At 48.4% G+C, this 20,593-nt stretch carries 17 protein-coding genes, 1 tRNA gene and 1 pseudogene; 15 read left to right on the top strand and 4 right to left on the bottom strand.

All coding sequences use genetic code 11. The annotated features are described in order from the left end of the window. Positions 1–90 precede the first annotated feature (90 nt). The 10 genes and pseudogenes from cutA to lysS all read left to right on the top strand — a co-directional run bounded on the left by cutA (position 91) and on the right by lysS (position 12,248). The gene (gene cutA, locus ACJHW7_RS18910) at positions 91–429 is read left to right on the top strand and encodes a divalent cation tolerance protein CutA (RefSeq protein WP_000883400.1); all 339 of its coding nucleotides are present in this window, start codon (positions 91–93) and stop codon (positions 427–429) included. After that, complete coding sequence (dsbD, locus tag ACJHW7_RS18905) at positions 405–2,102, top strand: protein-disulfide reductase DsbD (RefSeq protein ID WP_021557457.1); 1,698 nt, start codon at positions 405–407, stop codon at positions 2,100–2,102. Before cutA ends, dsbD begins: the two co-directional genes overlap by 25 nt. A gap of 36 nt (positions 2,103–2,138) precedes the next feature. Continuing rightward, positions 2,139–2,714, top strand: a complete 576-nt coding sequence (locus ACJHW7_RS18900) for a transcriptional regulator (protein ID WP_001188520.1) — start codon at positions 2,139–2,141, stop codon at positions 2,712–2,714. Between the two features lie 106 nt (positions 2,715–2,820). Continuing rightward, a tRNA-Phe gene (locus ACJHW7_RS18895) sits at positions 2,821–2,896 on the top strand. Between the two features lie 197 nt (positions 2,897–3,093). Beyond that, positions 3,094–3,253, top strand: a pseudogene (locus tag ACJHW7_RS18890) (integrase); the annotation flags it as partial. 259 nt (positions 3,254–3,512) lie between these two features. Then, positions 3,513–5,051, top strand: coding sequence for a lysine decarboxylation/transport transcriptional activator CadC (gene cadC, locus ACJHW7_RS18885; RefSeq protein WP_001187177.1), 1,539 nt, complete (start codon positions 3,513–3,515; stop codon positions 5,049–5,051). A gap of 365 nt (positions 5,052–5,416) precedes the next feature. After that, positions 5,417–6,751: a cadaverine/lysine antiporter gene (cadB, locus tag ACJHW7_RS18880; RefSeq protein ID WP_000092909.1), complete on the top strand. Its 1,335-nt coding sequence runs from the start codon at positions 5,417–5,419 to the stop codon at positions 6,749–6,751. 79 nt (positions 6,752–6,830) lie between these two features. Next, positions 6,831–8,978, top strand: coding sequence for a lysine decarboxylase CadA (cadA, locus tag ACJHW7_RS18875; RefSeq protein WP_001295383.1), 2,148 nt, complete (start codon positions 6,831–6,833; stop codon positions 8,976–8,978). A gap of 58 nt (positions 8,979–9,036) precedes the next feature. Next, positions 9,037–10,494 (top strand): dipeptide/tripeptide permease DtpC, encoded by a 1,458-nt coding sequence (dtpC, locus tag ACJHW7_RS18870; protein WP_021557456.1) that lies wholly within the window; start codon positions 9,037–9,039, stop codon positions 10,492–10,494. 236 nt (positions 10,495–10,730) lie between these two features. Next, on the top strand, positions 10,731–12,248 hold the full coding sequence (gene lysS / locus ACJHW7_RS18865) for a lysine--tRNA ligase (protein ID WP_001295074.1): 1,518 nt from the start codon (positions 10,731–10,733) through the stop codon (positions 12,246–12,248). Positions 12,249–12,366: 118 nt separating this feature from the next. On the opposite strand, the gene ghoT is transcribed toward lysS, so the two are convergent. The 4 genes from ghoT to yjdI all read right to left on the bottom strand — a co-directional run bounded on the left by ghoT (position 12,367) and on the right by yjdI (position 13,605). Next, positions 12,367–12,540, bottom strand: a complete 174-nt coding sequence (ghoT, locus tag ACJHW7_RS18860; protein WP_001672275.1) for a type V toxin-antitoxin system toxin GhoT — start codon at positions 12,538–12,540, stop codon at positions 12,367–12,369. A 27-nt stretch (positions 12,541–12,567) separates the two neighbouring features. Beyond that, positions 12,568–12,864 carry a type V toxin-antitoxin system endoribonuclease antitoxin GhoS gene (gene ghoS / locus ACJHW7_RS18855; RefSeq protein WP_000398619.1) on the bottom strand — a complete coding sequence of 99 codons (297 nt, stop codon included), beginning with the start codon at positions 12,862–12,864 and terminating at the stop codon, positions 12,568–12,570. Positions 12,865–13,090: 226 nt separating this feature from the next. Then, complete coding sequence (locus ACJHW7_RS18850) at positions 13,091–13,363, bottom strand: GNAT family N-acetyltransferase (RefSeq protein ID WP_000405647.1); 273 nt, start codon at positions 13,361–13,363, stop codon at positions 13,091–13,093. Between the two features lie 11 nt (positions 13,364–13,374). Further along, a complete protein-coding gene (gene yjdI / locus ACJHW7_RS18845) occupies positions 13,375–13,605 on the bottom strand; it encodes a 4Fe-4S mono-cluster protein YjdI (protein WP_021557455.1) in 231 nt (76 codons plus the stop codon). Between the two features lie 180 nt (positions 13,606–13,785). Between yjdI and ACJHW7_RS18840 the strand changes: the two genes are divergently transcribed. From ACJHW7_RS18840 to ACJHW7_RS18820, 5 genes are all read left to right on the top strand, one after another. Further along, on the top strand, positions 13,786–15,417 hold the full coding sequence (locus ACJHW7_RS18840) for a sensor histidine kinase (protein ID WP_001216477.1): 1,632 nt from the start codon (positions 13,786–13,788) through the stop codon (positions 15,415–15,417). Then, positions 15,414–16,133, top strand: a complete 720-nt coding sequence (dcuR, locus tag ACJHW7_RS18835; protein WP_000611288.1) for a two-component system response regulator DcuR — start codon at positions 15,414–15,416, stop codon at positions 16,131–16,133. The genes ACJHW7_RS18840 and dcuR overlap by 4 nt, the downstream gene beginning before the upstream one ends. A 570-nt stretch (positions 16,134–16,703) precedes the next feature. Continuing rightward, positions 16,704–18,044 (top strand): anaerobic C4-dicarboxylate transporter DcuB, encoded by a 1,341-nt coding sequence (gene dcuB, locus ACJHW7_RS18830; RefSeq protein WP_000899522.1) that lies wholly within the window; start codon positions 16,704–16,706, stop codon positions 18,042–18,044. A gap of 77 nt (positions 18,045–18,121) precedes the next feature. Next, the gene (fumB, locus tag ACJHW7_RS18825; RefSeq protein WP_000066681.1) at positions 18,122–19,768 is read left to right on the top strand and encodes a class I fumarate hydratase; all 1,647 of its coding nucleotides are present in this window, start codon (positions 18,122–18,124) and stop codon (positions 19,766–19,768) included. Between the two features lie 122 nt (positions 19,769–19,890). Beyond that, on the top strand, positions 19,891–20,520 hold the full coding sequence (locus ACJHW7_RS18820; RefSeq protein WP_000198733.1) for a DUF2238 domain-containing protein: 630 nt from the start codon (positions 19,891–19,893) through the stop codon (positions 20,518–20,520). Positions 20,521–20,593 lie beyond the last annotated feature (73 nt).

The raw sequence follows: 20,593 nt of genomic DNA, 5'->3' as shown, positions 1-20,593 counted from the left end.
CCGCTTTCTTTCCCGCCGACTAACATCCTTCCCCCGTCCGTTGTATAGTGACCTCTCTCTTGCGGTTCCATCTGTTCTTGCGAGGTGTTTATGCTTGATGAAAAAAGTTCGAATACCGCGTCTGTCGTGGTGCTATGTACGGCACCAGATGAAGCGACAGCCCAGGATTTAGCCGCCAAAGTGCTGGCGGAAAAACTGGCGGCCTGCGCGACCTTGATCCCCGGCGCTACCTCTCTCTATTACTGGGAAGGTAAGCTGGAGCAAGAATACGAAGTGCAGATGATTTTAAAAACTACCGTATCTCACCAGCAGGCACTGCTGGAATGCCTGAAGTCTCATCATCCATATCAAACCCCGGAACTTCTGGTTTTACCTGTTACACACGGAGACACAGATTACCTCTCATGGCTCAACGCATCTTTACGCTGATCCTGCTACTTTGCAGCACTTCCGTTTTTGCCGGATTATTCGACGCGCCGGGACGTTCACAATTTGTCCCCGCGGATCAAGCCTTTGCTTTTGATTTTCAGCAAAACCAACATGACCTTAATCTGACCTGGCAGATCAAAGACGGTTACTACCTCTACCGTAAACAGATCCGCATTACGCCGGAACACGCGAAAATTGCCGACGTGCAGCTGCCGCAAGGCGTCTGGCATGAAGATGAGTTTTACGGCAAAAGCGAGATTTACCGCGATCGGCTGACGCTTCCCGTAACCATAAACCAGGCGAGTGCGGGAGCGACGTTAACTGTCACCTACCAGGGCTGTGCTGATGCCGGTTTCTGTTATCCGCCAGAAACCAAAACCGTTCCGTTAAGCGAAGTGGTCGCCAACAACGCAGCGTCACAGCCTGTGTCTGTTTCGCAGCAAGAGCAGCACACCGCGCAATTGCCCTTTTCCGCGCTCTGGGCGTTGTTGATCGGTATTGGTATCGCCTTTACGCCATGCGTGCTGCCAATGTACCCACTGATTTCTGGCATCGTGCTGGGCGGTAAACAGCGGCTCTCCACTGCCAGAGCATTGTTGCTGACCTTTATTTATGTGCAGGGGATGGCGCTGACCTACACGGCGCTGGGTCTGGTGGTTGCCGCCGCAGGGTTACAGTTCCAGGCGGCGCTACAGCACCCATACGTGCTCATTGGCCTCGCCATCGTCTTTACCTTGCTGGCGATGTCAATGTTTGGCTTGTTTACTCTACAACTCCCCTCCTCGCTGCAAACGCGCCTCACGCTGATGAGCAATCGCCAACAGGGCGGCTCACCCGGCGGAGTGTTTATTATGGGGGCGATTGCCGGACTGATCTGTTCACCATGCACCACCGCACCGCTTAGCGCGATTCTGCTGTATATCGCCCAAAGCGGGAACATGTGGCTGGGCGGCGGCACGCTTTATCTCTATGCGTTGGGCATGGGCCTGCCGCTGATGCTAATTACCGTCTTTGGTAACCGCTTGCTGCCGAAAAGCGGCCCGTGGATGGAACAAGTCAAAACCGCGTTTGGTTTTGTGATCCTCGCACTGCCGGTCTTCCTGCTGGAGCGAGTGATTGGTGATATATGGGGATTACGCTTGTGGTCGGCGCTGGGTGTCGCATTCTTTGGCTGGGCCTTTATCACCAGCCTACAGGCCAAACGCGGCTGGATGCGCGTGGTGCAAATAATCCTGCTGGCAGCGGCATTGGTTAGCGTGCGCCCACTTCAGGATTGGGCATTTGGTGCGACGCATACCGCGCAAACTCAGACGCATCTCAACTTTACACAAATCAAAACGGTAGATGAGTTAAATCAGGCGCTCGTTGAAGCCAAAGGCAAACCGGTGATGTTAGATCTTTATGCCGACTGGTGCGTCGCCTGTAAAGAGTTTGAGAAATACACCTTCAGCGACCCGCAGGTGCAAAAAGCGTTAGCAGACACGGTCTTACTTCAGGCCAACGTCACGGCCAACGACGCACAAGATGTGGCGCTGTTAAAGCATCTTAATGTCCTTGGCCTACCGACAATTCTCTTTTTTGACGGACAAGGCCAGGAGCATCCACAAGCACGCGTCACGGGCTTTATGGATGCTGAAACCTTCAGCGCACATTTGCGCGATCGCCAACCGTGAACGACACTTGCAGTGGGAAAGACGGAGGAAAATAGCGTGCAACGTGAAGATGTACTGGGAGAAGCCCTGAAATTATTAGAATTACAAGGGATTGCCAACACCACGCTGGAGATGGTTGCTGAACGTGTGGATTATCCACTGGACGAGCTGCGCCGCTTCTGGCCAGACAAAGAGGCAATCCTCTACGATGCGCTGCGTTATCTTAGCCAACAGATAGATGTCTGGCGTCGTCAGCTGATGCTGGACGAAACGCAAACCGCCGAACAAAAGCTGCTGGCACGTTATCAGGCGTTATCGGAGTGCGTTAAAAACAACCGCTATCCGGGCTGTCTATTTATCGCTGCCTGTACGTTTTATCCCGATCCTGGCCACCCTATTCATCAACTGGCCGATCAGCAAAAAAGCGCAGCCTACGATTTCACCCACGAACTGTTAACCACGCTGGAAGTTGACGATCCGGCGATGGTAGCAAAGCAGATGGAACTGGTGCTGGAAGGCTGTTTAAGCCGAATGCTAGTGAATCGTAGCCAGGCGGATGTCGACACTGCACATCGGCTGGCGGAAGATATCCTGCGCTTCGCCCGCTGCCGCCAGGGTGGCGCATTGACCTGACAGAAACACAGAAAAGAAGCGATTTGCCGCAATCTTAAGCAGTTGAATCGCTTTTACTGAAATTAGGTTGACGAGATGTGCAGATTACGGTTTAATGCGCCCCGTTGCCCGGATAGCTCAGTCGGTAGAGCAGGGGATTGAAAATCCCCGTGTCCTTGGTTCGATTCCGAGTCCGGGCACCAAATTCATATAAACGGACCTCCACGGAGGTCCGTTTTTCGTTTCAGGACGCCACGATTTAAGCGTTCTGCCGCCAAATCAATTCTACCGAACTCAACCAGATTCTCCCCACATCACCAGCAATTTGCGGGCATATCCCAATTCGGGAAAATTTGTTCCTGAGCGATAGCACTAACTGACGTGAAATGTCGTGCGACCCCGTGATGCTGTTGAACGTCAAATGACGTCATCAGGAGCGTAACGCATCCATAAAGCACAACACCGGTCTGAACGGCGACTGATGAGATTTTCTGAATGAGAACAAAGAGAAATGTATCAGTCCGCTTGCTCATGCAAAGACTAACAATCCATTAAAATAGTAAGCGCTCCGGACAATTTTCCATGGATTATTTTCTGAACATTTTTCTTTGGCAAAGATGATGAATTTTGATGGTAAGGAATATTACTTCTGGTTCTCAGTAAAATCCTTTCGTAATACCATGTAATCAAGAAGTTTATGGCTGGTAAAAATAACGTCTTGCATTCACCAATAATATGTAAATAAACCCATCTATAGATGGTAAAAATAGGTTGTGGCAATTATCATTGCATCATTCCCTTTTCGAATGAGTTTCTATTATGCAACAACCTGTAGTTCGCGTTGGCGAATGGCTTGTTACTCCGTCCATAAACCAAATTAGCCGCAATGGGCGTCAACTTACCCTTGAGCCGAGATTAATCGACCTTCTGGTTTTCTTTGCTCAACACAGTGGCGAAGTACTTAGCAGGGATGAACTTATCGATAATGTCTGGAAGAGAAGTATTGTCACCAATCACGTTGTGACGCAGAGTATCTCAGAACTACGTAAGTCATTAAAAGATAATGATGAAGATAGTCCTGTCTATATCGCTACTGTACCAAAGCGCGGCTATAAATTAATGGTGCCGGTTATCTGGTACAGCGAAGAAGAGGGAGAGGAAATAATGCTATCTTCGCCTCCCCCTATACCAGAGGCGGTTCCTGCCACAGATTCTCCCTCCCACAGTCTTAACATTCAAAACACCGCAACGCCACCTGAACAATCCCCAGTTAAAAGCAAACGATTCACTACCTTTTGGGTATGGTTTTTTTTCCTGTTGTCCTTAGGTATCTGTGTAGCACTGGTAGCGTTTTCAAGTCTTGATACACGTCTTCCGATGAGCAAATCGCGTATTTTGCTCAATCCACGCGATATTGACATTAATATGGTAAATAAAAGTTGTAACAGCTGGAGTTCCCCGTATCAGCTCTCTTACGCGATAGGCGTGGGTGATTTGGTGGCGACATCACTTAACACCTTCTCCACCTTTATGGTGCATGACAAAATCAACTACAACATTGATGAACCGAGCAGTTCCGGTAAAACATTATCTATTGCGTTTGTTAATCAGCGCCAATACCGTGCTCAACAATGCTTTATGTCGATAAAATTGGTAGACAATGCAGATGGTTCAACCATGCTGGATAAACGTTATGTCATCACTAACGGTAATCAGCTGGCGATTCAAAATGATTTACTGGAGAGTTTATCAAAAGCGTTAAACCAACCGTGGCCACAACGAATGCAGGAGACGCTCCAGCAAATTTTGCCTCATCGTGGTGCGTTATTAACTAATTTTTATCAGGCACATGATTATTTACTGCATGGCGATGATAAATCATTGAACCGTGCCAGTGAATTATTAGGTGAGATTGTTCAATCATCCCCAGAATTTACCTACGCGAGAGCAGAAAAAGCATTAGTTGATATCGTGCGCCATTCTCAACATCCTTTAGATGAAAAACAATTAGCAGCACTGAACACAGAAATAGATAACATTGTTACACTACCGGAATTGAATAACCTGTCCATTATATATCAAATAAAAGCGGTCAGTGCTCTGGTAAAAGGTAAAACAGATGAGTCTTACCAGGCGATAAATACTGGTATTGATCTTGAAATGTCCTGGCTAAATTATGTATTGCTTGGCAAGGTTTATGAAATGAAGGGGATGAACCGGGAAGCGGCTGATGCATATCTCACCGCCTTTAATTTACGCCCAGGGGCAAACACCCTTTACTGGATTGAAAATGGTATATTCCAGACTTCTGTTCCTTATGTTGTACCTTATCTCGACAAATTTCTCGCTTCAGAATAAGTAACCCCCGGGTTGATTCATGCTCGGGAATATTTGTTGTTGAGTTTTTGTATGTTCCTGTTGGTATAATATGTTGCGGCAATTTATTTGCCGCATAATTTTTATTACATAAATTTAACCAGAAGACGTCACGCAATCTATTGTAAACATTGAATGTTTATCTTTTCATGATATCAACTTGCGATCCTGATGTGTTAATAAAAAACCTCAAGTTCTCACTTACAGAAACTTTTGTGTTATTTCACCTAATCTTTAGGATTAATCCTTTTTTCGTGAGTAATCTTAGCGCCAGTTTGGTCTGGTCAGGAAATAGTTATACATCATGACCCGGACTCCAAATTCAAAAATGAAATTAGGAGAAGAGCATGAGTTCTGCCAAGAAGATCGGGCTATTTGCCTGTACCGGTGTTGTTGCCGGTAATATGATGGGGAGCGGTATTGCATTATTACCTGCGAACCTAGCAAGTATCGGTGGTATTGCTATCTGGGGTTGGATTATCTCTATTATTGGTGCAATGTCGCTGGCGTATGTATATGCCCGACTGGCAACAAAAAACCCGCAACAAGGTGGCCCAATTGCTTATGCCGGAGAAATTTCTCCTGCATTTGGTTTTCAGACAGGTGTTCTTTATTACCATGCTAACTGGATTGGTAACCTGGCGATTGGTATTACCGCTGTATCTTATCTTTCCACCTTCTTCCCAGTATTAAATGATCCTGTTCCGGCGGGTATCGCCTGTATTGCTATCGTCTGGGTATTTACCTTTGTAAATATGCTCGGCGGTACCTGGGTAAGCCGTTTAACCACTATTGGTCTGGTGCTGGTTCTTATTCCTGTGGTGATGACTGCTATTGTTGGCTGGCATTGGTTTGATGCGGCAACTTATGCAGCTAACTGGAATACTGCGGATACCACTGATGGTCATGCGATCATTAAAAGTATTCTGCTCTGCCTGTGGGCCTTCGTGGGTGTTGAATCCGCAGCTGTAAGTACTGGTATGGTTAAAAACCCGAAACGTACCGTTCCGCTGGCAACCATGCTGGGTACTGGTTTAGCAGGTATTGTTTACATCGCTGCGACTCAGGTGCTTTCCGGTATGTATCCGTCTTCTGTAATGGCGGCTTCCGGTGCTCCGTTTGCAATCAGTGCTTCAACTATCCTCGGTAACTGGGCTGCGCCGCTGGTTTCTGCATTCACCGCCTTTGCGTGCCTGACTTCTCTGGGCTCCTGGATGATGTTGGTAGGCCAGGCAGGTGTACGTGCCGCTAACGACGGTAACTTCCCGAAAGTTTATGGTGAAGTCGACAGCAACGGTATTCCGAAAAAAGGTCTGCTGCTGGCTGCAGTGAAAATGACTGCCCTGATGATCCTCATCACTCTGATGAACTCTGCCGGTGGTAAAGCATCTGACCTGTTCGGTGAACTGACCGGTATCGCAGTACTGCTGACTATGCTGCCGTACTTCTACTCTTGCGTTGACCTGATTCGTTTTGAAGGCGTTAACATCCGCAACTTTGTCAGCCTGATCTGCTCTGTACTGGGTTGCGTGTTCTGCTTCATCGCGCTGATGGGCGCAAGCTCCTTCGAGCTGGCAGGTACCTTCATCGTCAGCCTGATTATCCTGATGTTCTACGCTCGCAAAATGCACGAGCGCCAGAGCCACTCAATGGATAACCACACCGCGTCTAACGCACATTAATTAAAAGTATTTTCCGAGGCTCCTCCTTTCATTTTGTCCCATGTGTTGGGAGGGGCCTTTTTTACCTGGAGATATGACTATGAACGTTATTGCAATATTGAATCACATGGGGGTTTATTTTAAAGAAGAACCCATCCGTGAACTTCATCGCGCGCTTGAACGTCTGAACTTCCAGATTGTTTACCCGAACGACCGTGACGACTTATTAAAACTGATCGAAAACAATGCGCGTCTGTGCGGCGTTATTTTTGACTGGGATAAATATAATCTCGAGCTGTGCGAAGAAATTAGCAAAATGAACGAGAACCTGCCGTTGTACGCGTTCGCTAATACGTATTCCACTCTCGATGTAAGCCTGAATGACCTGCGTTTACAGATTAGCTTCTTTGAATATGCGCTGGGTGCTGCTGAAGATATTGCTAACAAGATCAAGCAGACCACTGACGAATATATCAACACTATTCTGCCTCCGCTGACTAAAGCACTGTTTAAATATGTTCGTGAAGGTAAATATACTTTCTGTACTCCTGGTCACATGGGCGGTACTGCATTCCAGAAAAGCCCGGTAGGTAGCCTGTTCTATGATTTCTTTGGTCCGAATACCATGAAATCTGATATTTCCATTTCAGTATCTGAACTGGGTTCTCTGCTGGATCACAGTGGTCCACACAAAGAAGCAGAACAGTATATCGCTCGCGTCTTTAACGCAGACCGCAGCTACATGGTGACCAACGGTACTTCCACTGCGAACAAAATTGTTGGTATGTACTCTGCTCCGGCAGGCAGCACCATTCTGATTGACCGTAACTGCCACAAATCGCTGACCCACCTGATGATGATGAGCGATGTTACGCCAATCTATTTCCGCCCGACCCGTAACGCTTACGGTATTCTTGGTGGTATCCCACAGAGTGAATTCCAGCACGCTACCATTGCTAAGCGCGTGAAGGAAACACCAAACGCAACCTGGCCGGTACATGCTGTAATTACTAACTCTACCTATGATGGTCTGCTGTACAACACCGACTTCATCAAGAAAACACTGGATGTGAAATCCATCCACTTTGACTCCGCGTGGGTGCCTTACACCAACTTCTCACCGATTTACGAAGGTAAATGCGGTATGAGCGGTGGCCGTGTAGAAGGGAAAGTGATTTACGAAACCCAGTCCACTCACAAACTGCTGGCGGCGTTCTCTCAGGCTTCCATGATCCACGTAAAAGGTGACGTAAACGAAGAAACCTTTAACGAAGCCTACATGATGCACACCACCACTTCTCCGCACTACGGTATCGTGGCGTCCACTGAAACCGCTGCGGCGATGATGAAAGGCAATGCAGGTAAGCGTCTGATCAACGGTTCCATTGAACGTGCGATCAAATTCCGTAAAGAGATCAAACGTCTGAGAACGGAATCTGATGGCTGGTTCTTTGATGTATGGCAACCGGATCATATCGATACGACTGAATGCTGGCCGCTGCGTTCTGACAGCACCTGGCACGGCTTCAAAAACATCGATAACGAGCACATGTATCTTGACCCGATCAAAGTCACCCTGCTGACTCCGGGGATGGAAAAAGACGGCACCATGAGCGACTTTGGTATTCCGGCCAGCATCGTGGCGAAATACCTCGACGAACATGGCATCGTTGTTGAGAAAACCGGTCCGTATAACCTGCTGTTCCTGTTCAGCATCGGTATCGATAAGACCAAAGCACTGAGCCTGCTGCGTGCTCTGACTGACTTCAAACGTGCGTTCGACCTGAACCTGCGTGTGAAAAACATGCTGCCGTCTCTGTATCGTGAAGATCCTGAATTCTATGAAAACATGCGTATTCAGGAACTGGCTCAGAATATCCACAAACTGATTGTTCACCACAATCTGCCGGATCTGATGTATCGCGCATTTGAAGTGCTGCCGACGATGGTAATGACTCCGTATGCTGCATTCCAGAAAGAGCTGCACGGTATGACCGAAGAAGTTTACCTCGACGAAATGGTAGGTCGTATTAACGCCAATATGATCCTTCCGTATCCGCCGGGAGTTCCTCTGGTAATGCCGGGTGAAATGATCACCGAAGAAAGCCGTCCGGTTCTGGAGTTCCTGCAGATGCTGTGTGAAATCGGCGCTCACTATCCGGGCTTTGAAACCGATATTCACGGTGCATACCGTCAGGCTGATGGCCGCTATACCGTTAAGGTATTGAAAGAAGAAAGCAAAAAATAATTAGCTCGTACAAGGGAAGTGGCTTGCCACTTCCCTTTTTTGCTCATAAGGAGAACACATGAAAACACCCTCACAGCCGCGCGCGATATACTATATCGTGGCGATCCAAATCTGGGAGTACTTCAGTTTTTACGGCATGCGTGCCTTGCTCATTCTCTATCTCACCCATCAGCTTGGTTTTGATGATAACCATGCCATCAGCCTGTTCAGCGCATATGCTTCTCTGGTTTACGTTACCCCTATTCTCGGCGGCTGGCTTGCCGACCGCCTGCTCGGCAACCGCACTGCAGTGATTGCCGGCGCGCTGTTAATGACTCTTGGCCATGTGGTGCTGGGTATTGATACAAATTCAACCTTTAGCCTGTATCTGGCGCTGGCAATCATTATTTGTGGCTACGGTTTATTCAAATCAAACATCAGCTGTTTGCTTGGCGAGCTCTACGACGAGAACGATCATCGACGTGATGGCGGTTTTTCGCTGCTGTATGCTGCGGGCAATATCGGTTCTATCGCCGCCCCAATCGCCTGCGGCCTGGCTGCTCAGTGGTATGGATGGCATGTTGGCTTTGCCCTTGCGGGTGGCGGCATGTTTATCGGTTTGTTGATTTTCTTAAGCGGGCATCGTCATTTCCAGTCCACGCGTAGTATGGATAAAAAAGCGCTCACTAGCGTCAAATTTGCCTTACCGGTATGGAGCTGGTTAGTGGTGATGCTCTGTTTAGCCCCAGTATTTTTTACCCTGCTGCTGGAGAACGACTGGTCCGGATATTTGCTGGCGATCGTTTGCCTCATTGCCGCACAAATCATTGCCCGCATGATGATCAAATTCCCCGAACACCGCCGTGCTCTTTGGCAAATTGTATTGTTGATGTTTGTCGGGACATTGTTCTGGGTACTGGCACAACAGGGCGGCAGTACCATCAGCTTGTTTATCGATCGCTTTGTGAATCGTCAGGCATTCAATATTGAAGTACCTACAGCACTATTCCAGTCGGTGAATGCAATTGCGGTGATGCTCGCTGGGGTTGTACTGGCCTGGCTGGCGTCGCCAGAAAGCCGCGGCAACTCAACATTGCGCGTCTGGCTGAAGTTTGCCTTTGGCTTACTGCTGATGGCTTGTGGCTTTATGTTGTTGGCATTTGATGCCCGACATGCAGCGGCTGACGGTCAAGCGTCAATGGGCGTGATGATATCCGGGTTGGCGCTAATGGGCTTTGCCGAACTCTTTATTGACCCGGTGGCGATTGCGCAAATCACGCGTCTGAAAATGTCTGGCGTATTAACCGGGATTTATATGCTGGCAACAGGCGCGGTCGCCAACTGGCTGGCAGGCGTCGTGGCACAGCAGACGACAGAGTCGCAAATTAGCGGTATGGCAATTGCAGCTTACCAGCGATTCTTTTCTCAGATGGGAGAGTGGACGTTGGCTTGTGTCGCGATCATCGTCGTATTGGCCTTTGCTACCCGTTTCCTGTTTAGCACGCCGACGAATATGGTACAGGAGAGCAACGATTAACTGTCGTAAAAACAATTGGTTATGAATAAATTAACTTTCAGTTTATCACACTAGTAAATCGAGATTAATAAGTCATTTAAACCATTTTGATGGTTATTTATTAGTGATATCAACTTGAGGTAAGCGTTAGTTTCGATAAGATAAACTGAGTTATTAATAGTCGAGGCAGATAATACAGTGTACCGATCTGTCTCTTTATCTACGCTAAATTGAAAGCTGGATTTAGAGGAACCAAAATGTCTGAACAAGAAACACGGGGAGCCAATGAGGCTATTGATTTTAACGATGAACTGAGAAATCGCCGCGAAAAACTGGCGGCACTACGTCAGCAAGGTGTGGCGTTTCCCAATGATTTTCGCCGCGACCATACCTCTGACCAGTTGCACGAAGAGTTTGATGCGAAGGATAACCAGGAACTGGAATCCTTAAACATTGAAGTCTCGGTTGCTGGCCGAATGATGACCCGTCGTATCATGGGGAAAGCCTCCTTTGTAACGTTGCAGGATGTCGGTGGCCGTATTCAACTGTACGTCGCACGAGATAGCCTGCCAGAAGGTGTTTATAACGATCAGTTTAAAAAATGGGATCTGGGTGACATTATCGGTGCCCGCGGTACGCTGTTTAAGACGCAAACGGGTGAGCTTTCCATTCACTGTACTGAGCTGCGCCTGCTGACTAAAGCACTACGTCCTTTACCAGATAAATTCCATGGTCTGCAGGATCAGGAAGTTCGTTATCGTCAACGTTATCTGGACCTCATCGCTAACGATAAATCCCGTCAAACGTTTGTTGTCCGTTCAAAAATTCTGGCCGCTATCCGTCAGTTCATGGTCGCGCGCGGCTTTATGGAAGTAGAAACCCCGATGATGCAGGTAATTCCAGGTGGGGCATCTGCTCGCCCATTTATTACCCATCATAATGCTCTGGATTTAGATATGTATCTGCGTATCGCGCCGGAGCTGTATCTGAAACGTCTGGTTGTAGGCGGTTTTGAACGGGTATTCGAAATCAACCGTAACTTCCGTAATGAAGGTATTTCTGTTCGCCATAATCCTGAGTTCACAATGATGGAACTCTACATGGCGTATGCGGATTACCACGATTTGATTGAACTGACAGAGTCCCTGTTCCGCACCCTGGCACAAGAGGTTCTGGGTACCACTAAAGTCACTTATGGCGAGCATGTGTTTGATTTCGGCAAACCGTTTGAAAAACTCACCATGCGCGAAGCAATCAAAAAATATCGTCCAGAAACCGATATGGCCGACCTGGATAATTTTGATGCTGCTAAAGCATTAGCTGAATCTATCGGAATTACGGTAGAGAAAAGCTGGGGGCTGGGACGTATTGTCACGGAGATCTTTGATGAAGTGGCAGAAGCACATCTGATTCAGCCAACCTTTATTACGGAATATCCGGCAGAAGTGTCACCGCTGGCACGCCGTAATGATGTTAACCCGGAAATCACCGACCGTTTTGAATTCTTCATCGGTGGTCGTGAAATCGGTAATGGTTTTAGCGAATTAAACGACGCAGAAGATCAGGCTGAACGTTTCCAGGAACAGGTTAACGCTAAAGCTGCAGGTGACGACGAAGCCATGTTCTATGACGAAGATTACGTGACTGCGCTGGAATATGGTCTGCCGCCAACCGCTGGTCTGGGTATTGGTATCGACCGAATGATTATGCTGTTTACAAACAGTCATACTATTCGTGACGTTATTCTCTTCCCGGCGATGCGCCCACAGAAATAAATTTCACTTTAATGAACGAAGCAGTCAGGCGACTGCTTCGTTCATCGTTCCGCAAATCCAGTTTTGAGGAGAGACGCTTCGTTTCACGATAACCAGCGGGTCCACTCAACTACAGCTCCTAAAAGAGAGAAAAAAGTAATGCCACAGGCAGACTCATTGGCCAGGTTATTCCGACCAGGAATGCACTAAGTAAACGAATATGTGTTTTCTCATGTGAGATAAACCAGATAATGATAAAGGATATGTTCACACCAATCACATAAAAAATTAATATTTTAGAGAATAGTGCCATTTTTTATGTTCTTCTTATCCTTCCTGGCTACTTGTAAAACTGACGGAAATAGTCATCAACTGTCATAATGTTCAGGTCAAAGTCAATATCCGGTAAGTCTAAGCATTTAAGCCTGATTAAATCTTCGATTTCACTTGCGGCTAACGATGTCGTTATTGCGAAGGAGTTTTCATTCAATTGTCGTGGTATCCCATATTCATCAGCCACGATAGAGGAGAAATTCATATCATACATCAATGATCTTAACCTTAAGAACACTGAGGAATAAGATGATGGATAATCAAAAGAAACAACATAAGTATTGAACTTGTTTTTACCTTCCATAATATGACTCCTATCAATATTGAACACTCTGGGGACGCAAAACTTATTAACCCCGATTGATGATTCTCATATAGGAGATATTCTTTTTTTTGCTCAGTAAAGGGGATGACTTGGGACAAAAAAACGCGCTCTCTGCCCATTCTTTGTGCATCCCCCTACCCTTCAGATGCTCTCCTGCATCACACCGCAGAGAGCATGAAAAATATCGTGAATCTGTACTCTCCCATCAACTGCGAATATCATCATACTCCCGCGTTTTATCAAATTCGTGTTTCGCAAATGGACATAATGGGATAATTTTTCGTTTTTCCCGACGCATTTTTTCCACGACTTTCGCAACCAGCTGTTTACCAATCCCTTGCCCTTTCAGGCTTTCATCGACATCGGTATGTTCGATAATCGCTAAATTCTCTCCGGTCGGCACAAAGACAATTTCAGCGATTTGCTTGCCCTGTTCATCATTAATGTAAAATTTATTGTGGCCTTCGCGTATTTCCATTTTACCCTCGCTTATTTATGACGGTATTTCAGCGCGCCGCTCGGGCACGTATCAATCACTTTAACCACAGTGGCAACGTCGACTTCATCCGGCATGATCCACGGCTTACGTTTGAGGTTAAATAACCTGCCGTTACCACGTACGCAATTGCCAGAATGCTGACATATTGCAGTATTGAAATAGACATCGATCTTTTCGCCGGTATAACAGCGATAACCCCCGTCAAGTAGCGCCTGATCCATGACCTTCCCTCTCTCATCAGTATGGTTTTCACTATAAGCATAGCCCTGGAATCTTCATACAGCACTGGCAGTTTCCGTTGCCAGAGTCTCTTCCCCTATATAGCCAATCATTCTTACTCCCTTTGAATTACCCGCCTCATCAGAGATAATGCTTAAGAAATTTGTCACACAAGGAAGCTGATGAGACATTCATTGCCCTACCGCATGTTACGCAAACGTCCGATGAAATTGAGTACCACAGTGATCTTAATGGTCAGCGCGGTACTGTTCTCGGTGCTATTGGTGGTGCATCTGATTTACTTCTCGCAAATCAGTGATATGACGCGAGACGGGCTAGCCAACAAGGCACTGGCAGTGGCGCGTACTCTCGCCGACTCGCCGGAAATCCGTCAGGGCTTGCAGAAAAAACCGCAGGAGAGCGGAATCCAGGCCATCGCGGAAGCCGTGCGCAAACGCAACGATCTGCTGTTTATTGTCGTTACCGATATGCAAAGTCTTCGCTACTCGCATCCTGAAGCCCAGCGTATTGGTCAGCCATTTAAAGGTGATGACATCCTTAAAGCGCTGAATGGCGAAGAAAATGTCGCTATCAATCGCGGTTTTCTGGCGCAGGCTTTACGCGTATTTACCCCCATCTACGATGAAAATCATAAACAAATTGGCGTGGTGGCGATCGGCCTTGAGTTAAGCCGCGTGACCCAACAGATCAATGACAGTCGCTGGAGCATTATCTGGTCGGTATTATTTGGCATGCTGGTCGGACTGATTGGCACCTGCATTCTGGTTAAGGTACTGAAAAAAATCCTTTTCGGCCTGGAACCCTACGAAATCTCCACGCTGTTTGAGCAACGCCAGGCCATGTTGCAGTCTATCAAAGAAGGCGTCGTTGCCGTGGACGATCGCGGCGAGGTCACGCTGATCAACGATGCCGCACAAGAATTGCTGAATTACCGTAAGTCGCAGGACGATGAGAAACTGTCGACGCTCAGCCACTCGTGGTCACAGGTGGTAGATGTCTCGGAAGTGTTACGCGACGGTACCCCGCGCCGCGACGAAGAGATTACGATTAAAGATCGGCTATTACTGATCAACACCGTTCCGGTGCGCAGTAATGGCGTTATCATCGGTGCCATTTCAACCTTCAGGGACAAAACTGAAGTACGTAAACTGATGCAGCGACTCGATGGTCTGGTCAACTATGCTGACGCACTTCGTGAACGATCCCACGAATTTATGAATAAATTGCATGTGATTCTCGGATTATTGCATCTGAAGAGTTATAAGCAGTTGGAAGATTACATTCTCAAAACAGCCAATAACTATCAGGAAGAGATTGGCTCTCTGCTGGGTAAGATCAAATCTCCGGTTATCGCTGGTTTTTTAATCAGCAAGATTAACCGCGCGACCGATTTAGGCCATACGCTGATTTTAAACAGTGAAAGCCAGCTGCCAGACAGCGGCAGTGAGGACCAGGTCGCGACGCTGATTACCACATTGGGAAATCTGATAGAAAACGCGCTGGAAGCATTAGGACCGGAACCCGGTGGCGAAATTAGCGTAACATTGCACTACCGTCACGGCTGGCTGCACTGCGAAGTTAACGATGATGGACCGGGGATCGCACCCGACAAAATCGATCACATTTTTGACAAAGGTGTCTCGACAAAAGGAAGCGAGCGAGGCGTCGGTTTAGCACTTGTCAAACAACAGGTAGAAAATCTCGGCGGCAGCATCGCCGTGGAATCGGAACCCGGGATTTTCACACAATTTTTTGTCCAGATACCCTGGGACGGGGAGAGGTCGAACAGATGATCAATGTATTAATTATCGATGACGACGCAATGGTCGCGGAGCTGAATCGCCGATACGTAGCACAAATCCCAGGCTTTCAATGCTGTGGAACAGCCTCGACGCTGGAGAAAGCCAAAGAGATTATCTTCAATAGCGATACGCCTATCGACCTGATATTGCTCGATATCTATATGCAAAAAGAGAACGGGCTCGATTTACTGCCTGTCCTGCATAACGCGCGTTGCAAAAGTGATGTGATTGTCATCTCCTCCGCAGCCGATGCGGCAACCATTAAAGATTCGCTGCATTACGGTGTCGTGGATTACCTGATCAAACCCTTCCAGGCTTCCCGCTTTGAAGAGGCGCTCACCGGCTGGCGGCAAAAGAAAATGGCGCTGGAAAAACATCAGTATTATGACCAGGCCGAGCTTGATCAGCTAATCCACGGCAGCAGCTCCAACGAACAGGATCCTCGTCGCTTGCCAAAAGGCTTAACGCCGCAGACGTTACGCACGCTGTGCCAGTGGATTGACGCGCATCAGGACTATGAGTTTTCAACCGACGAGCTGGCTAACGAGGTTAACATCTCGCGTGTTTCCTGCCGTAAATACCTCATCTGGCTGGTCAACTGCCACATCTTGTTCACCAGTATCCATTATGGCGTCACGGGGCGTCCGGTTTACCGTTACCGTATTCAGGCAGAACACTACTCACTGCTGAAACAATATTGCCAATAACGGATCGCTGGTTATCTGTAAGTAATAATTATTACCGTAATGCAAAATACCCCTGGCACAAGTTACATCCTTCATCAGTAAAACTTGTGCCAGATCAAATATAATTATCCCTCCATCATCGCTAAAAATTAATATCTCTTCAGGTGAACGGTGTTTTTAATTTCAAAACGCTAACAAAAGTTAATTAACTATTATGTCACCCGCATTATGTGTATTTTTACCCACAAATGGGTAGATCAGATTAATCTTTAAACCTAATGATATCTGCCCTGAGAACAAAAAATAGACCGATAAATATCAATAAGATAACAGCAAACAAAACATTAACATCTGCGCAGTACAAACTATAAACCCATCGCCAGAGAGTTTTTCTCTCTGAAAAAGCCGCTTATCACAGTGCATAAATTTGCCGCTGCTTTAATCAGCCAATATTTACTGTGAGGTATTTGCTAAAGCCGGTAACGACCAAACGGATATTTAGTCAGGCTCTGAAAACAGTTCATACAAAACAGAACGTGACTGTGATCTATTCAGCAAAAATTTAAATAGGATTATCGCGAGGGTTCACACATGTTATTTACTATCCAACTTATCATAATACTGATATGTCTGTTTTATGGTGCCAGAAAGGGTGGTATCGCGCTGGGTTTATTAGGCGGTATCGGTCTGGTCATTCTGGTCTTCGTCTTCCACCTTCAGCCAGGTAAACCACCGGTTGATGTCATGCTGGTTATCATTGCGGTGGTGGCGGCATCGGCGACCTTGCAAGCTTCGGGCGGTCTTGATGTCATGCTGCAAATTGCCGAGAAGCTGCTGCGCCGCAACCCGAAATATGTCTCAATTGTCGCGCCGTTTGTGACCTGTACACTGACCATTCTTTGCGGTACGGGTCATGTGGTTTACACCATTCTGCCGATCATCTACGACGTCGCCATTAAGAACAACATCCGTCCGGAACGTCCGATGGCGGCAAGTTCTATCGGTGCACAGATGGGGATTATCGCCAGTCCGGTGTCGGTTGCGGTCGTGTCTCTGGTTGCGATGCTGGGTAATGTCACCTTTGATGGTCGCCATCTTGAGTTCCTCGATCTGCTGGCAATCACCATTCCATCGACGTTAATCGGTATCCTGGCGATCGGTATCTTCAGCTGGTTCCGCGGTAAAGATCTGGATAAAGACGAAGAGTTCCAGAAATTCATCTCCGTACCGGAAAACCGTGAGTATGTTTACGGTGATACCGCGACGCTGCTCGATAAAAAACTGCCGAAAAGCAACTGGCTGGCAATGTGGATTTTCCTCGGGGCAATCGCTGTAGTCGCCCTTCTTGGTGCTGATTCGGACCTGCGTCCATCCTTCGGCGGCAAACCGCTGTCGATGGTACTGGTTATTCAGATGTTTATGCTGCTGACCGGGGCGCTGATTATTATCCTGACCAAAACCAATCCCGCGTCTATCTCAAAAAACGAAGTCTTCCGTTCCGGTATGATCGCCATCGTGGCGGTGTACGGTATCGCATGGATGGCAGAAACCATGTTCGGTGCGCATATGTCTGAAATTCAGGGCGTACTGGGTGAAATGGTGAAAGAGTATCCGTGGGCGTATGCCATTGTTCTGCTGCTGGTTTCCAAGTTTGTAAACTCTCAGGCTGCGGCGCTGGCGGCGATTGTTCCGGTCGCGCTGGCGATCGGCGTTGATCCGGCATACATCGTGGCTTCAGCACCGGCTTGCTACGGTTATTACATCCTGCCGACTTATCCGAGCGATCTGGCAGCGATTCAGTTTGACCGTTCCGGCACCACCCACATCGGTCGCTTCGTCATCAACCACAGCTTTATTCTGCCGGGGTTGATTGGTGTGAGCGTATCGTGCGTCTTCGGCTGGATCTTCGCCGCGATGTACGGGTTCTTATAAATGCACTTTGCGTGCCGCCCGTGACTACGCGGCACGCCATTTTCGAATAACAAATACAGAGTTACAGGCTGGAAGCTATGTCAAACAAACCCTTTATCTACCAGGCACCTTTCCCGATGGGGAAAGACAATACCGAATACTATCTACTCACTTCCGATTACGTTAGCGTTGCCGACTTCGACGGCGAAACCATCCTGAAAGTGGAACCAGAAGCCCTGACCCTGCTGGCGCAGCAAGCCTTTCACGACGCTTCTTTTATGCTCCGCCCGGCACACCAGAAACAGGTTGCGGCTATTCTTCACGATCCAGAAGCCAGCGAAAACGACAAGTACGTGGCGCTGCAATTCTTAAGAAACTCCGAAATCGCCGCCAAAGGCGTGCTGCCGACCTGCCAGGATACCGGCACCGCGATCATCGTCGGTAAAAAAGGCCAGCGCGTGTGGACCGGTGGCGGTGATGAAGAAGCGCTGTCGAAAGGCGTCTATAACACCTATATCGAAGATAACCTGCGCTACTCGCAAAACGCGGCGCTGGACATGTACAAAGAGGTCAACACCGGCACTAACCTGCCTGCGCAAATCGACCTGTACGCGGTAGATGGCGATGAGTACAAATTCCTTTGCGTTGCGAAAGGCGGCGGCTCTGCCAACAAAACGTATCTCTACCAGGAAACCAAAGCCCTGCTGACTCCCGGCAAACTGAAAAACTTCCTCGTCGAGAAAATGCGTACCCTCGGTACTGCAGCCTGCCCGCCGTACCATATCGCGTTTGTGATTGGCGGTACGTCTGCGGAAACCAACCTGAAAACCGTCAAGTTAGCAAGCGCTCACTATTACGATGAACTGCCGACGGAAGGGAACGAACATGGTCAGGCGTTCCGCGATGTCCAGCTGGAACAGGAACTGCTGGAAGAGGCCCAGAAACTCGGTCTTGGCGCGCAGTTTGGCGGTAAATACTTCGCGCACGACATTCGCGTTATCCGTCTGCCACGTCACGGCGCATCCTGCCCGGTCGGCATGGGCGTCTCCTGCTCCGCTGACCGTAACATTAAAGCGAAAATCAACCGCGAAGGTATCTGGATCGAAAAACTGGAACACAACCCAGGCCAGTACATTCCACAAGAACTGCGCCAGGCCGGTGAAGGCGAAGCGGTGAAAGTTGACCTTAACCGCCCGATGAAAGAGATCCTCGCCCAGCTTTCGCAATATCCGGTTTCCACTCGTTTGTCGCTCACCGGCACCATTATCGTGGGCCGAGATATTGCACACGCCAAGCTGAAAGAGCTGATTGACGCCGGTAAAGAACTTCCGCAGTACATCAAAGATCACCCGATCTACTACGCGGGTCCGGCGAAAACCCCTGCCGGTTATCCATCAGGTTCACTTGGCCCAACCACCGCAGGTCGTATGGACTCCTATGTGGATCTGCTGCAATCCCACGGCGGCAGCATGATCATGCTAGCGAAAGGTAACCGCAGTCAGCAGGTTACCGACGCGTGTCATAAACACGGCGGCTTCTACCTCGGTAGCATCGGCGGTCCGGCGGCGGTACTGGCGCAGCAGAGCATCAAGCATCTGGAATGCGTCGCTTATCCGGAGCTGGGTATGGAAGCTATCTGGAAAATCGAAGTAGAAGATTTCCCGGCGTTTATCCTGGTCGATGACAAAGGTAACGACTTCTTCCAGCAGATCGTCAACAAACAGTGCGCGAACTGCACTAAGTAACCTCTTCGGCCCAGCGCCTGGCAGCATGCTGCCAGGTGATCCCCCTGGGCCACCTCTTTTGCGATTGTAATTTCACGCTTGCTGGTGAATAGTCAGTATTTTCCCTGACTTGCGAACTCACCATGACCCGCACACTCAAGCCGTTAATTCTTAACACCGGCGCACTGGCGCTAACGTTAATCCTGATTTATACCGGCATTTCGGCCCATGACAAACTCACCTGGCTGATGGAAGTGACACCGGTGATTATTGTCGTGCCGCTACTGCTTGCCACCGCTAAACGTTATCCGTTAACGCCGCTGCTCTATACGCTCATTTTCTTTCACGCCATCATCCTGATGGTCGGCGGGCAATACACCTACGCGAAAGTCCCCATCGGTTTTGAGGTGCAGGAATGGCTGGGGTTGAGCCGTAATCCGTATGACAAGCTGGGGCATTTTTTCCAGGGGCTGGTGCCTGCACTGGTGGCACGAGAAATTCTCGTGCGCGGGATGTACGTGCGCGGACGTAAAATGGTGGCGTTCCTGGTCTGCTGCGTGGCGCTGGCGATAAGCGCGATGTATGAATTAATCGAGTGGTGGGCGGCGCTGGCAATGGGCCAGGGAGCGGATGATTTTCTCGGCACCCAGGGCGACCAGTGGGACACGCAATCCGATATGTTCTGCGCGCTGCTTGGCGCATTAACGACGGTGATATTCCTCGCTCGCTTTCATTGCCGCCAGCTACGGCGCTTTGGCTTGATAACCGGATAACAACGTGCGCTTTGTTGATGCCGGATGCGGCGTGAATTCCTTATCCGGTCTACAAAATTTGCAAATCCAAAGC

The organism is Escherichia sp. WS1152 (assembly GCF_046487665.1).
GTDB lineage: Bacteria > Pseudomonadota > Gammaproteobacteria > Enterobacterales > Enterobacteriaceae > Escherichia > Escherichia coli.
Note: the sequence above shows the minus strand (reverse complement) of the source record. Positions and strands in the feature narration are given on the sequence as shown.

Coding starts and splice junctions, on each gene's coding strand:
- cadB (WP_000092909.1), top strand. CDS start 5,417: ATGAGTTCTGCCAAGAAGATCGGGCTATTTGCCTGTACCGGTGTTGTT.
- ghoS (WP_000398619.1), bottom strand. CDS start 12,864: ATGGAAGGTAAAAACAAGTTCAATACTTATGTTGTTTCTTTTGATTAT.
- cadA (WP_001295383.1), top strand. CDS start 6,831: ATGAACGTTATTGCAATATTGAATCACATGGGGGTTTATTTTAAAGAA.
- ACJHW7_RS18840 (WP_001216477.1), top strand. CDS start 13,786: ATGAGACATTCATTGCCCTACCGCATGTTACGCAAACGTCCGATGAAA.
- cutA (WP_000883400.1), top strand. CDS start 91: ATGCTTGATGAAAAAAGTTCGAATACCGCGTCTGTCGTGGTGCTATGT.
- ACJHW7_RS18820 (WP_000198733.1), top strand. CDS start 19,891: ATGACCCGCACACTCAAGCCGTTAATTCTTAACACCGGCGCACTGGCG.
- dsbD (WP_021557457.1), top strand. CDS start 405: ATGGCTCAACGCATCTTTACGCTGATCCTGCTACTTTGCAGCACTTCC.
- lysS (WP_001295074.1), top strand. CDS start 10,731: ATGTCTGAACAAGAAACACGGGGAGCCAATGAGGCTATTGATTTTAAC.
- ACJHW7_RS18850 (WP_000405647.1), bottom strand. CDS start 13,363: ATGGAAATACGCGAAGGCCACAATAAATTTTACATTAATGATGAACAG.
- fumB (WP_000066681.1), top strand. CDS start 18,122: ATGTCAAACAAACCCTTTATCTACCAGGCACCTTTCCCGATGGGGAAA.
- dcuB (WP_000899522.1), top strand. CDS start 16,704: ATGTTATTTACTATCCAACTTATCATAATACTGATATGTCTGTTTTAT.
- ghoT (WP_001672275.1), bottom strand. CDS start 12,540: ATGGCACTATTCTCTAAAATATTAATTTTTTATGTGATTGGTGTGAAC.
- yjdI (WP_021557455.1), bottom strand. CDS start 13,605: ATGGATCAGGCGCTACTTGACGGGGGTTATCGCTGTTATACCGGCGAA.
- dtpC (WP_021557456.1), top strand. CDS start 9,037: ATGAAAACACCCTCACAGCCGCGCGCGATATACTATATCGTGGCGATC.
- cadC (WP_001187177.1), top strand. CDS start 3,513: ATGCAACAACCTGTAGTTCGCGTTGGCGAATGGCTTGTTACTCCGTCC.
- dcuR (WP_000611288.1), top strand. CDS start 15,414: ATGATCAATGTATTAATTATCGATGACGACGCAATGGTCGCGGAGCTG.